Raw genomic sequence first — 13,985 nt, forward strand, 5'->3', positions numbered from 1 at the left:
AGCTACGCAACTTTCCGGCGACTGCATTTTCAGATCTCTTGTATTCTTGAGATTCCTTTGAGAAGACGAGTCTTGACGAGGTCTCGATTGCCAACATCAAAATTTGGCGCCTCAGAATCCGTGCGCAAAACCTCTACTTCATCGACACCTGAATTGACTTCCGCGATCGTTACCACGAGCTCGGAACCGACGAATCTGAATGTGATCTTCATCCAGTATCGCATCAGGTGCTCTCGGAAATGATGATGCAGACCCATGTTTCGATAGGGGTGATCTGTAGCCGGATCATAGTCACCACTGTGCGTCGGGACATATTCACGCCCGAGTAATGTAGAAACATCGGCCTGGATTGAATAGATCCATTCTATCGCCTTCATGTACGTCGCACGTTGACGCTGTTGCCGTGCCGTTTTCTCTGTCGAGAACCCCTTCTTAATTTGCTCTGCGATCACGGCGGGGTCGTCAGCATCCACCTCTATACGGCTGTTGTTTATGTCTTGAATCATTTTCCGAAACTCACTGATGCTGCTGAATCGATCCGACAACCGCGGCTGGAAAGCTACATCGAAGAGGCGCGCTAACAATCTTGCCGTGGCCGGGTTTGGCGAGACATTGTGGAGAGGAATCCCGTCGCGCTGATGGGGAAGGCGCCCAACTGCGTCTTCGAGAACTGCCGGCGGCTGACCAAACAGGCAGAAATAGAGAATACCAGCGAGAAACGACACGTCACTTCTCAGGTCATGCCGGTGAACACTATAGCTGGATAGTTCCGGCAACCGAAGAAAACGATTCCCCAATTCTTGCCAGTCGCCCGTGTGCCAGTTGTCTTGTTCGTTCACGTTGAATGTCAACCCGAAGTCGACCAAGACGACATCGGCATTGCCGTTGCGCAAGATGACGTTGTCCGGTTTGATATCGCGGTGAATACCCCCGCGCTCATGGCAGTATTCAACAACGTCCGCGAGCTGATCGACGATCAGTAACGCGTCATCAAACGAAAAAGGCTTTCCTGAGCGAGAAGACAGGTCCTTGCCCGGAACAAGATCTGTGACGAGGTACAGTTGTGCCGATGAAACTGCGTACAACTGCGCGTTGCTCTCCAGCAGGCGCGGGATTCGCGGGTGTGAGTACGTCGCGAGCGCGGCCGCTTCACGGAACATCCGCCTGCGACGTTCAGGGTTTGTTTGTTCCTTCAAAACCTTGAGAAACGCCTTTATCTCCGGTTCTGATTTCGACGTTGCGCGATAGGCATGCGCTTGCCCTCCTCCGCCCATCGCTTTTCCCTTTTCCCATCGCGCCTCAAAGTTGAGCGAATCGGCCCACCGAACCTCGTCCTTGTCTTCCAAGATACTCCCCGTCTGATATTTGCGACATCTTTCTGCGAATGACGTCGTCAACATTACGACATCGCCCCTCTAAGAGGCGAAGCGGCCACCCGGTCGCTCAGCCCGCGCCCAACGACGTCTGCGCCCGTTCAATCATGCTGGCGTCACGCATTACCTGGAACGTCGACACCAGATGTCGATGCCGCGTGGAGTAGGTCCAGGTACCGGAAGTCTTCCTGAGAAACATCGTTGACCTGGAGAACATTCCGCCCCTTCTCCAAGTCTTTCTCCCTACGCGCACGATGGATCTTGGCGTGGCACTGTCGACGCAGAAATACAAGTAGCTTGTGGAGCCTTGACGACTCGTTGGTGAGAAAACCAATCGGTACACTCAGGACATCCTGAGTTGGCACGCGCCATTGATACATCGCCGCTGCATGCACTCCAGGCAGTATCAGAAGTTCGAATCTCTCCGACGCCGGCAGACAAGGACCAAGGAAGACCGTGGAGAAACCCGCTTCGATAAGCAGTCGCGCTCTTCGCTTTATCCTATCGTAGTTCTCGTTTTGCGGAATCGGCGAAAGCGCGATGATGTCGAGCGGCTCGCCCCACTCGCGGGCAACCGCTTGATTCAGCAGTTCGATCGTCTTGCGCACAAGATCCGTACGCCCCCACAGATCACTATCCGGGAGCACCCAAAATATCTCCGTTGGATAACGTGTTCTGGAGTCGCTTTGGGCCTTGAATTCCCTGAGTGAAAGCTCGAAGGCATCTACAAGCCGAGTCTGATTCTTCGAAAGGTAAAGAGCCCCGAGGACGGCACGACTACGTCCGCCATCGTATCGAAGTCCATCGCTCTTACCATGCACGTCCCTCACATAGTCAGCAAATCTGAACGTCACCGGCTTTTTTAGTCTAATCGTACCTTTCAGCCCATCCGACTTAGCCGTAGCAGTATCTGTGGGTGGCTCGATGTATTGCGCGAGGACACTGTCGTCGAAAACCTTGATGAAGTCGGAAAAATGGTCGGCATGCGAAACCAGTTGCCCGATGCGGTTTGCCGTGAGCTGGGTGATGGATGACCCGAGCTGCTCGTCGAGATAGTCGAGCCCCTCGACTGTATATTCGATGTTGCCATCCAGGTCTACATCAAAATGAATTGGCAAGGGAACGTTGAACCTTCTCCCCGCAGCAATACTGTCGACCTTATAAACGTCGTACGCACGCTTTTCTTCATCGTTTTGCTCGAACCGCTCAATGTCATGGAAATGGAGTTGAAAGGCCTCCTCTGCCTTTTCAATCGTCCGGCCCATAGCACTTGAAGCGTCGCCCACGTCGATATCGAGAGTGTTATCCCAGTAGTTGCCAGACAGGACTCGCGGTAATGGGGAAAACGTAACCAATTCGAACACCGGCCTGCTCTGCCGCTCTGCGATTCGCGTGAACCTCGGAAGATCGTCCTCCGGGTTGACGAACCGTTTCATTGCATACGAAGTAAGGGCAAGACCTGCGTCGGTTTCCTCGACCAGATCTTCGGACCGAAGTATCTTCAAGAATTCATTCAGTTCGTGTCCGCTCAACCCAAAATACGCCCTGAATCCATCAACGTCCACGCGACCGGCAACATGCAGGAGACGAACGGCAAACTCCGTCATTACCGGCACTTGACGCTCAAGTGTTACATGACACCTGATCAGAAACTGCTGGGCTGGCACGCCAACTGCTACCGTGTTAAACCGCTCACGCATTGTCGCCTCCTTCGTACACCTGCCCAGACAACATCACTACGGCGTCTTCACCCTCCGATTCCATCTCGTCGATCTCCTGCAGCACACGTTGCAAAGGCAGCCCTTTTCGTGCCCTCCACATTGCCGTAGACCCAACCACGACTAGCCGGTCCTGAGCCCGGGATAAACCCACGTTGACGCGCTCCGACTCAGAAAGAAAGCCAACGGAGGTCGATGTGTCGTTTCGCACGACCGACATCACTATGATCCGATTCTCCTTTCCCTGGTAGCTATCGACCGTTCCGATTGTGTAAAGGTCCCGAATTGGGGCTGCCCAATCCGCCTGGTCGAGCTTTTTGCGTATCAGGTCCCGTTGAGCCGCGTACATGGCGATGATCCCAATGGGGACTTCATCCGGCTCGAGTACTGCACGAATCGCCTCAAGAAATGCCTCTGATTTTGCAATGTGACGGATAATCGCAACGACAAGATTGGCTTCCGCTTCGTTAGTGAGGGCGCCGTCTTGTCCGCTTTCCGCATGGTAGGCATCGCGTCCTTGGTCGGATGTGTCAATCCAGACGACCTGCCGCTGCAAATAGGCGGGCAGTCCTACGTATTCGTCTCCCGGCTCCTTCCGCGCGACTTCAAGCTCGCCACCGTAAAAGCATTTCGAAACCACGCGATTAATGCTCGTCGCCATCCGGTATTGCAAGCGCAGCGTTCTCCCGACCGTCGTCCCATACTGAGACGAAAAGGCTCGCTTGAAATTGTTGATTCGCCTGAAGTCATGCTTGGAAATATCCAATATCTGCGACATCTTCTCCTGAACCGCCATTGGATAAATTGGAGGAAGCTGCAGATGGTCTCCGACCAACAGCACTCTGCGGCCGGCCTGCATGGCCACAACAAGCTCCATCGGAGAGGCCCGCGCCGCTTCGTCGACGATCACCCAGTCATATGCATGATCGATAATGCCAAGCGCGTGCTTGCCAATACCGACACAGGTACCGGCAACTATGCTGGCAGTCCTGGCGAGAAACGCCGTGTAGTTCGAGCGGGGATTTCGAAGAACGTCCGAGAACTCAGCAGACAGCTTTACAAGCTGTCCGAGTCGGTGGCACTTGTCGGGGCTCGGTGACCCGTTTTCTGCGCTCAAATGAGCGAGATACTCGGTGAACGAATCCTCAAGGTCTGAGTCGGTAGTGACCACCAACTGAAACCTAGCTTCCGCTATTTCACAGAATCGCGCCTTCAACCGCTCAATGTGCACCGAACTCTCCTGCGGAGCGGCGTCGTCGGGCGCAGCTGAGCTCTCGATAATCTGTATCCGCTGCAGGATCAAGCCCAGGCTCGAATGGACGTCGACGGCGTGGTCAACGTACGCGCGCGGTAACCCAAGACTATAGCCAACCGCCTTCACGCGCTCCTTCACCTCCGCAGCAAACGCTTCCCGGTAAAGTTGCCGCCGCGAGTCCTCGTGCACCCGCTGCAACGCCGTGGACACCATCGATGGCTGCCCAATTCGGACGATAGAAAAAGCCGGCGTCTGTTCCGAGAGACCTGCGACCTTCTCGAGCGCATTGTTCACCGCCTCATGAGACTGACTCACAAGCAGGATGTTTTTTCCAAGACCCTCGCTGAGGACCAGATGAACGAACGACGATATAAACTTTGTTTTACCTGTTCCAGGTGGCCCCTGCAGCAAGGATACCGGTCCGAAGCGCAGGGAATTGAGAAGCGCATCACGCTGCTGAAGGTTCAAGTCATACCTGTCCAGGTCGCTGAACTCCGGAATCGCGTATTCAACTGGTTGAATTGCCAACGACGGGTCAAAGTAGTCAGGCAGTCGCGTGATCAGCGCGCCCTTTCCCAGAACACGCTTCATCGCAGCAACCCGGCGCTCGGACGCATGCCGCTCAAGGGTCCCGCGCAAATAGAATGTCTTATCCTCAGTCGGACTGAATTTACTTGAGCGCGGACTCACGCGCATCACATCCTTGCCGACATCCTGCGCGACCAGACCCACTGTGTACCATCGCTCCGTTCCCAACTGCGGATCGATGCCACGTTCTATGAGCTCGATGCGCTCATCCTCACCGAAATCGAGAATACCCTCGTCAAGTTCGAATGGCACCAGCCAGTCCTGCTTTCCCGGGATTTTCTGGGCCCCGTTTTTCAGCGTGATACGAGTCGCATTTAGCTCGTCAGTCTCGGCCAGTGCATCCCACAACTCGTATGTCGACCACGCACCGACTGCCCTATCGGTAGACATCGTTAGAGCTGCTGGCGATCGGGTCTTGTCTTCCATACCCGTTTCAGTATCACTTACCGTAGCCAGGTATCGGTTGTAAAGGGTTTCGACAAGGGACGAAGCGTCTGCGGTAGCGCCCCATTCAATCTTTAGCGTGGCATGTATTCTGAAGCTCGCCCGCCGTGCATTGAAGATATAAGCGTCGTGGCCAACCTGTTTGGAGTAAACGTCGATTATGGATTGATTTTCAGGGTCGTACTTGATAATGATTTGCCGCATCAAACCCGTCACAAAAAATGTCAGGCTACGGCGAGCCTCGGCATTCTCAACAACGCCGACAGGAAAGGCTCCATTGTCGCCCTCAAGCTCATGCCCAAGCTCCGGCTGTTGCTGCCGGCTCCTCAGCATCACCGTGAACGCAGTCGTGGATTGTGCCGGCGGACTCAGCTCTGACTGAATAGTCTCGGCTAGCAGGTCGATAGGAGGCGTCATGTCACGCAGCTCTGATGCCCGTTGTGCCTCACGTCGTGATGCGATGTAATCCTCTGGAGGTAGAAGCGTCAGGACCAGCTTCGCCGCCGTGAAGAGGTCCCGTTGCTGCGGTGACGCAATTTCCAGATATTCGGGCAAAACACCCACTGTGACGCATTGACTCCCATCAGCACTGAGATCGGGAACGTCAAGCAACATTGCGGTTAAATCGTCGCCGGCGGACGAAGTCACAACCACAATATTGTCTTCTTTCAGATCGCCATGACTCAGGCCCTGAGCATGCAAGCGACGAACGGCATTAAGGAGTGAAAGAGCCAAGCGCGCCCTGGTCTCTGCGGACGGAGACGTGAGCAGCCACTCGGTTAATGTGGTCCCCTCGATCCATCGCGTAACGAGCACCAACCCGTATGGCCCGACACCGAAATCAAGTACTTCGGGGGCCGCATCAAAAGCGGATTGGCGGAGCGCGCGAGCCTGCTGAAGGAAGTCGAGTAGCTGACGATTCCGAGTGGGATGCTTTACGTCGTACCGGAGGCTAGGCCAGCACTTCACAAGCACCTTGATACCGTCAACTTCGCTGATATATATGCTCTTGCCCGCGGCAGACCGGAGAGTTTCCTTCGGCAGCAACGTCATCGGGCTTGCATCAGTCGCAAAAGCCGCGATGTCGTCTTCGGTTACTGTTGGCTCCCAGTCACGAGAAACCGCTGCGTTGAATGCGTCCAGCGCATCCGCGGCAGACCCATAACGGCTCGCGGCGTCCCACTCCAGACATTTCGCGAACCACTTCCGGAGAGCTTCGAACGTCAACTCCTGCTTCACATCGAAAAGCGGGACGTCGTTCACACGCTCGAGCGCGGTACCTTCGAGCAACTCGAAAAGTAGAGCCCCGAGAAGAAATACGTCTCGGGCCAAAGCAGACTGCGTCCTTCCCGTTACATCTCTCTCCGCGTCTTCCGGTAGCGCAATAGACCCGGTTTCGAGGTCGATGCGATGCTCACCTACCGATGGGCCGCCAGGAACCCGCGCCGCTGCGAATGACGACAGGATGACTCGCGCCGGCTCCACAATCCACAGAGTCTTCGTGGTAATGTCCCGATGGGCAATCCCGAGGGCATGCAGCTTCGCGAAGCGCGCCAATATAGCTTGACCGACTGCGATGCGGTCGGCGTCGGACAGGTCAGGACGGCGGGCTAACAGATCCGAGAGCCGCTCAACCCTATCCGGAAGTCTGTAAGCTTCGACGAAGTTTGTTGTGACGTTGTCCGAAACCGCGGAACCGACTGGTTCGAGCAGGTCAACGTGGAGTTCCGGTGCCTGCGTTCTTAGCGTTTCATTGATGCGGTTTTCTCGAAGGCCGATAGCCTCCCGTTCCGCCGCCGTTGTACCACCGCCGTTCAGCTTGGAAAAGTCCCATTTTCGCAGCAGTGCCTTGGAACTCCGTACCTCTACGTGCTCGGCATTGAACTCCTCCCAGATGCCTTTTGGATGCGAATAATCTGGAACGGTCGAATTTTGCTGAAACCCGTGCAAGCGTGCACGTCTTTGCTTGACATGCTGATTGTCGAGGGAGAAAAACCGCTCGTACGATTTTCGATCCTGCAGCGGGTTTGCCGACCGTGAGCTCCATTTAGGAGGCGTATCCGGAAAACGGACAGCCGGACCGGTTCTTGCTGCAGCGCATGAGCAGAATTCATTTAACGTCAAGACAAACTGGCGCTCATCGCTCGGAAAGCCAATCATCCTGCTTTGAGGATGGCACAACACAATCACCGCCTCGATAAAGGGAAGTTTTATCGATGGACTCTTGTCTTTCAAAACCTCCCGAAGCACGCGTGCTTTGGCGTTCGTTACAACGACCGGTGACTTGTGGGCAACGGCTTTATTGAACCATTGCTGGTTCGAGTATTCGATATCCCCGCTCCAGTTTTTCAGTTCGACAATCAGTATCCGATTGTCTGTCAGCACGACCAGGTCAAGATCCAACGGTGCGTAAGCGCGTCGCTGGACCAGTTGGAATGCCGCAAACGCAATCCAGCTGTCAGGCAGCCGTCTTTCAAGCTCGCGCAGCGCCCCCTGCTCAACCTCCAGAACGCCTGCAGGACTGAGATATTCAATCTTCACTATTCGATTCCCCGGATTGCATATAGTACTAGTCTGGACGAGACCCGCCATTCCGCTGTGGTCAGCGAACCCGTTTCCTTGCCATGGCGAGAAAGGTCGCTGGCATTTGATCGTGGCCGCAACTGGTGGAGCGCTGCTTCGTACGCTGCCCAAACTGCGCCGATGATGACATCATGACACCCTGTGCATTTGCCGCCTGATTGTTGGTTGCCCAACGCGACCTGCCCAACATTGACTTGCGGTAACCCCAAGGCTGTCCGAAAACCACCCTCGTAGAATTCAGCACACGCTGCGAGACCGGTCATCAATGCCGTGCGCCAGTCGTTCGCGCCGAACCGTCTTCGCAAAGCCTGGGCTGTACCCGTCAGCACGCGCCGGAGCGCTTGGGCTCCGCCTTCTTCATATGACGAAGTGATCGGATACTCCAGCTCGCCTAAAAAGATATTCATCTGCTTCTCATACCTGGCCTGGAGATCAAACTCCTTCAGATGGAAAACTAGACGTTGGTAAAGCTCAACGGGCATTCCGGGGCTTTGCACAATGTGGTAGCGAGGTTTCAATGCCCCTGACGCGACATCGATAGTGACATCCGCCCGCAGGAAGTCGTAGTCCGAGACATCCTCCAGATAAACGTGCAACTGATGCTCTTCCACGTTATCGGATGGGATCCGTCGTTTCCCCTTGTTGCACGTCCCGCAGCTCGGCACCAGATTCAGCGGAAATATGCTGAACAGCTTGAAGTGCGCACGTTGCAGCAGATGATCAAGCTCCTCTATCGGCCCGTAGCCGCAATAAGGACACGACTCCGCCAGTAGCTTCAGATCGGATCGGAGCCTGGCGAGACGCCTGCCATCCTGAACCAGTCCATACGCGTCGTGGACTTCCTGGCGAAGCGCCTGGCTCGTGTTCTCGCCTCGAAGCGCTAACGATGGTCTGCCGAGCGCCGTCTCGTAATCTTCATAGAACGCAAGCACCAGATCCTTTTCAGCTTCCGAGACACGTTGCGGATCCGAGTCCTCCGGGAACGCCACATCAAGGTGGTCACGATAGTCTGCGACTGCCAGCCGCGTGAGATTCCACATCGCCCAACCTCAAAGTTCAGTCGCAAGGCGAGTCAGGACATACGCCCTGGCCTGATGGCTCATCACGCCATCCTTGAAAAGTGCCTCTATCTTCTCAAGATCGCCATACTTCTCAATCAGGGCATCCAATACTTCGTGAAAATCCGTTGCATTGCTCTGCATGCCGAACACCTGCGCTGTGATCAAACCGATGCTTTCTCCAAATGTTTCTGTGCTTACTGGCGCAATCACTGTCAGGTCCCCCTCGCGTCGCACAACATGCACGTGACGAGCCATTGATTCCTGCACGACAACGGGTGAATGCGTCGCGACGACGGCTGATGACTCGTATTTTTCAAGAATGCCTCGCAAAGCATGCATTAATGCTGAAAGCAAAGGAGGATGAAGATGCGTCTCCGGCTCGTCCACAAGAACGAGCGAATTCGTCTCGAGGCTGGCGATCAAGCCAAAGATAACGAGTAACGTGATCTTATGGCCAGTACTGCAGCGATGAAAAAGCAGTCGCGCCTCCTCCTCAGTACCATCGGACGCTCGCGTTAGCCATTCACGCTGCAGCAAGCCGCGTTCAAGCTTGTTCAGGGCAACACCGAGAATACGTTCACGCCCCCCTTCCACGATCTTGCGGCGAAAGGTTACGAACTCCTCGGTCAGTTTGCCGATGGACTTCAGGCTTGTCCAACCAACCCGGTCCTGTTCGGAAGGTGGCTCGCCACCTTGAAGCGACACCGGCCCCTGCCGGTCCGCCTCAATTTCTGCGACCAGGTCACGCAATCCGATGAAACTGAAGCGCCCAACGCCCCGAGACATATCCTTGGCAATCTGCAGCCGATTGCGATCGTCCGAGCCGGGCAACTTGAAGCTATCGAAAGGGCTAAACGCGACGGTAACGATACGTGGAAAACCGATGCCGTCTGGCTCCAACGCTCCCAGGCCGCTAAGGGGCTCCGTTAAACGATCCGAGGGCGAACCGAAAGCGACTCGAGCCAACCTGGCGAGCAGCGTGCTTTTGCCGGATCCATTTCGCCCGACGAGAACATTGACGCGCTCGGGAAGCTTGCTCGCGTCGAAATAGTCGGACTCGCCCGATGTCGTGTCTACGACCAGTGATGACTGCCAGCCCACCATCCTGAATGTAAACCGCTGCTGGTCGACCGGCGCTCTCGCATAGTCGCCTTTCACAAGCCCAGTAGCCAGAAAACGGAATTGGCTCCCTCCGTCCTTCTGGTCACGAAAAAGCGATGTTGACCAGCCCGGCTCAGATTCGAACTGCCCGACAAGTTCGGGCTCCGCTACAACATCACGAAGCGCAGCCATGACGCGACGACCCACATCCCCGAGTTCGCGAAGCCGCTCGTAGTAGTCGAGTGACGTACCGACGGAACAGAAGTCTTCACCCAGGGCACTGAAGTCGGCGGCAATCTGGATGCCATCCGCCTTTGTCTGACCAGCGCGCAATATCTTCACCGATCCAATAAGCATCGGCTCGAGCCTGTCCGTACCCTCGGAAGCTAGATAGGAGAGGTGATACAAGGTCTGGAAAGAGTAGTCGTTCCAGTTGTCCTGCTCTAGCACCAGGCAGGTTGTGGTCGAGACAACTGTCTTCGAGCGAGGAGAAACAACCTTGAATAAAAGCTCATCCATTTCGCGCTCTACCAAGTTCTTCTTCATTTCTGGATCTTGCAGAATCCGGCGCCTTCGATACGCAATGCTGTCTGTGTTACACGCGCGTCCATGAGGACATTGTGGCGGACGTAACGCATCATCTTCGATGTGAACTGCTCGCCAATATCGCGAAGCAGCGCGCGTGGCGCTACCGCATCTTCTGTGACCTACGCTTCTCGCCTTTGCACAGGGCGCTTAAATGTAGAACTTGAACGGTAGCATTGGCTCGCCTTCGAGAGGCGCCGCGACAAGGATATCGCCAATCGCATCTGCGAATCTGATGGTGACAGGCTCACGATCGTTAAACAGGCATGTATTGAAGTTTATCTTGGAGAGCGCCAATACATCACTCATCACCGTGTCGAGCGACGCTTCACCCCGCCGGATTGTGACCTGCAGGGGGTTTGGAGTGTCCGGTCCCATGTAGGTCGCAAGACGAGGCACGAATCCGGATGTCCAAAGAAACGCGGATCGGCCGCTGACTTTCATTGCCGTACCGCGGATAACCGGATAGGCACCTGCCCGGAACAGCTTCAGTTGGTCCCATGCATCCGCTATCTGCACGCCGACGATGTTAGCGGACGTTCCCTGACATGCCGCCTGGAAGCCAAGCCACTCTTCGTCGCTAAATGACGCCTTCGCATGAATGAACAGCTCTGCCGGATCGCTGCCGTGCCGATTACGATACTCATTGAGAACCGTGCCCACCAAACGCGCGGCAGCCTCCTGATCGAGATGGAACTGCTTCGTGTCAGGATGGAACCAGGGTCCGAGAGCCCCACGAAAAACGACGCCCTCCCCGTCCGACAGGAACATCTGGGCGGCACACACGGAATGGCGAGACGTTCCATCCTGCTCTTGCCGCTTGTACACGAGACCGACGTAGCAGACACCTGGCCGCATGTTCGCAATTTGCCATGGACGCCCCCCACTCTTGTAGTACGAACCCGCACCCAGTTTCCACGCAATCGTTGCGGCATCCTCGACCCCACGCTTCGGTTCCCCGTTAGATTTCACGAAATCGTTCGGCGCAAGCGTGCTCTCGCGCACGATCTGCGTGACGATCTGATGGTTCAGCAACCGGGCTTTCAGTTGCCTCCTGAAGTTCTTCTCGTACTTGTATATCTCCGCCTCTTGCTCGTCCAGGCCGAACAGCGTCGGCTGCGTCGCCAGCTTGAGTGCGTCCCGCTCCGTCAGCGTTACCCTGCCGCCGACACGGGCAGCTTTGGGCACCGTTGACTGCGGGCGCCCGAGTTCATAGACGAACTCAGGCACGACCACATACCAGAAACTGGGCGGATCCTCACTCCGTTTCTGCTCTGCGATCAGACGATCAACGAAAACATCGACTGCAGACTTGATCGCCTCATACCGGTTCGAGATATGGATTCGGCGGTGCAGGTCTGCTTCGTCAATGTCTGAGATGATTGTCGCGGGCTTTGACGACCAGATGGCATGGAATGCTTCCGAGAATCCAGGGAATGGCACATGGTGCGGTTCCAGTGCCTTGGCTCCCCGTCGCTGCTGAGGTGTCGCGATGAACGACGACATGTCGCGAGCCCAACGTTCGAAGCGCTCAAGACCTGATTGCGTTCCAATGAATCCATAGCGTATCTGCCGAGGTGTCTCTCGCGCGTCCACTGGACCGTACAGATATAAACCGTCCCGTGAGTACTCCAGCTGTTGCCCGTATCGAAACGCCAGTTTTGGCTCGGCGACGTGCATGATCTTTGGCCAGTTCGAATCGCTCACTCTTCGGTCTCCTCGGCCTCATCATCCCACTCGTCAAGCATGACATCAGGATCGTCCTCGTCTGCGACTTCTTCGCCGGTCTCGTCGACACTGACCGGGCAACTGATCTGCATTGGCGGAATGCTGGCCGCGATAGCCACGCCGTCCGCCACCGGCAGGCTTAGATCGGACTTCGTGTCCGACAGCCACCATAGGTAAGCACACAGCATGTCGCGCCATCTTGCGTTTCTCCACGCCTTGGCCAGCGACCGGCGAAGTGAATGCGCGCGACGTGGATCCGCGATGGCATCGAGCCCGTTCTCGCTGAAAATCAGCCGGGCTGCGAGACGAACATGTGGAAATGGAGAAGTGCGAAGCTGGGCGTTGACCGCATAATGCCAATGTACCTTGCGCTTGTCGGACTGCCCGATTATCTGTCTCGCACCTCGCCGGAAACCCCAGTCGAACTTGACCTGTCCCAGCGGAACAGTTTTGACGTCGCCCCACCAGCTCGCGCGATTCCCTGCCCCCGCATGCGCTTTCAATCCGCGACGACGACAGTAATTTTCGAACGCCTGCGCGCCCAAATCAGAGTACATGTTCCGCGCCTGGTAGGCGTCAATGCCATAATCAGCCCAGCCCTGCTCCAGGAACGCATCCGTCGGAATTGCTCCAATCTGTTTGGCGGGCAGATCAGTGCCAATCAACCCGGCTGCATCGGGCGTGGCAAATGTTATGACGCCCGCGCGATGCGGCACTACCGGCCACAAATGGCACTGGCGATGCTGGAAGCGCTCCAGCGACGACCCGACCGGCGGCTCGCAATAGAAGACCTGTTCCGGGTTGCGTTGAATTGTGAGCCAGTTCGACATTAAAGGCTCACGTTTTACCAGCAGACGCGCAGAGCCGAAGGCGTGACTTCGCAGCCAGGCGTCCATGGACCCCGGGGCGCCCGAAGGTACCGCCTAGTCCCTGAGTAGCTCCGTCAGTTCCGCCAGCCCCGATGCCCAGCTTTTCCTGAAGTCAATATACTGCGCATGAGCGATGCGGAAAGGTGCATCATAGGGCTCCAGTCGAAGCGGGACGATGAACGACGCGTCGCCAAGCTGACGCGCGAGACCCGTCGCTATTTCGATCTCGTTGCGCACGCCTTGCTTGTCAAGTCCACTGGGCGTGCATACCAGCAACATCTTGACTGCGCGCTGACGTAGCGCCTGTTCAAGTTCTCTCGCCCAGTCAATCCCGCCGTGCAGACGCATCACATCTGCCCAGACTTCGTATCCCATCGCTGTCAGCTTGGCCCCGAGCCAACGCACGAACTCATTATCCTCGGGCGTCGCATGGGAGATGAACAACGCATTTCGAACCGCGGGGACAGTGCCATCCATCGAATCAGACTCCGAAATTACCGCACGTCAATATGCCCGGGTGCGATTGGCCGAAATACTCATCCAGACAGCGAGCCATGAAATGGTCAGCGCCATAGGACACCTTCCGTTGTGGCCGCAACTGCCCCGAACCAGAATCGTCGCGCCGCGTGGTTGACACTTTCGAGATTCAAAGCACCAAACATATCTGGTCTTATGGTTGT

8 protein-coding genes are annotated in these 13,985 nt (G+C 56.0%); all 8 read right to left on the minus strand.

What is annotated here, in order from left to right; genetic code table 11:
• Window positions 1–29: 29 nt before the first annotated feature.
• On the minus strand, window positions 30–1,346 hold the full coding sequence (locus G5S35_RS31355) for a serine/threonine protein kinase (protein WP_183040413.1): 1,317 nt from the start codon (window positions 1,344–1,346) through the stop codon (window positions 30–32).
• 143 nt (window positions 1,347–1,489) lie between these two features.
• Window positions 1,490–3,073, minus strand: a complete 1,584-nt coding sequence (locus G5S35_RS31360) for a hypothetical protein (RefSeq protein ID WP_183040414.1) — start codon at window positions 3,071–3,073, stop codon at window positions 1,490–1,492.
• A complete protein-coding gene (locus G5S35_RS31365) occupies window positions 3,066–7,919 on the minus strand; it encodes an AAA domain-containing protein (protein WP_183040415.1) in 4,854 nt (1,617 codons plus the stop codon). Before G5S35_RS31365 ends, G5S35_RS31360 begins: the two co-directional genes overlap by 8 nt.
• On the minus strand, window positions 7,919–9,001 hold the full coding sequence (locus G5S35_RS31370) for an HNH endonuclease signature motif containing protein (RefSeq protein ID WP_183040416.1): 1,083 nt from the start codon (window positions 8,999–9,001) through the stop codon (window positions 7,919–7,921). Before G5S35_RS31370 ends, G5S35_RS31365 begins: the two co-directional genes overlap by 1 nt.
• Before the next feature lie 9 nt (window positions 9,002–9,010).
• Entirely contained in the window at window positions 9,011–10,669 is a 1,659-nt protein-coding gene (locus tag G5S35_RS39315) for an AAA family ATPase (RefSeq protein WP_202035048.1), read from the minus strand.
• A gap of 189 nt (window positions 10,670–10,858) precedes the next feature.
• A complete protein-coding gene (locus G5S35_RS31380) occupies window positions 10,859–12,415 on the minus strand; it encodes an argonaute/piwi family protein (RefSeq protein ID WP_202035049.1) in 1,557 nt (518 codons plus the stop codon).
• Entirely contained in the window at window positions 12,412–13,332 is a 921-nt protein-coding gene (locus G5S35_RS31385; protein ID WP_183040417.1) for a toll/interleukin-1 receptor domain-containing protein, read from the minus strand. The genes G5S35_RS31380 and G5S35_RS31385 overlap by 4 nt, the downstream gene beginning before the upstream one ends.
• Before the next feature lie 27 nt (window positions 13,333–13,359).
• Window positions 13,360–13,782 (minus strand): toll/interleukin-1 receptor domain-containing protein, encoded by a 423-nt coding sequence (locus G5S35_RS31390; protein ID WP_183040418.1) that lies wholly within the window; start codon window positions 13,780–13,782, stop codon window positions 13,360–13,362.
• Window positions 13,783–13,985 lie beyond the last annotated feature (203 nt).

It is taken from the genome of Paraburkholderia tropica (assembly GCF_014171495.1).
Classification (GTDB): Bacteria; Pseudomonadota; Gammaproteobacteria; order Burkholderiales; family Burkholderiaceae; genus Paraburkholderia; species Paraburkholderia tropica.

Excerpts from the sequence above, each read along its gene's own strand:
- G5S35_RS31360 (WP_183040414.1), bottom strand. The coding sequence starts at position 3,073 with ATGCGTGAGCGGTTTAACACGGTAGCAGTTGGCGTGCCAGCCCAGCAG.
- G5S35_RS31370 (WP_183040416.1), bottom strand. The coding sequence starts at position 9,001 with ATGTGGAATCTCACGCGGCTGGCAGTCGCAGACTATCGTGACCACCTT.
- G5S35_RS39315 (WP_202035048.1), bottom strand. The coding sequence starts at position 10,669 with ATGAAGAAGAACTTGGTAGAGCGCGAAATGGATGAGCTTTTATTCAAG.
- G5S35_RS31385 (WP_183040417.1), bottom strand. The coding sequence starts at position 13,332 with ATGGACGCCTGGCTGCGAAGTCACGCCTTCGGCTCTGCGCGTCTGCTG.
- G5S35_RS31390 (WP_183040418.1), bottom strand. The coding sequence starts at position 13,782 with ATGGATGGCACTGTCCCCGCGGTTCGAAATGCGTTGTTCATCTCCCAT.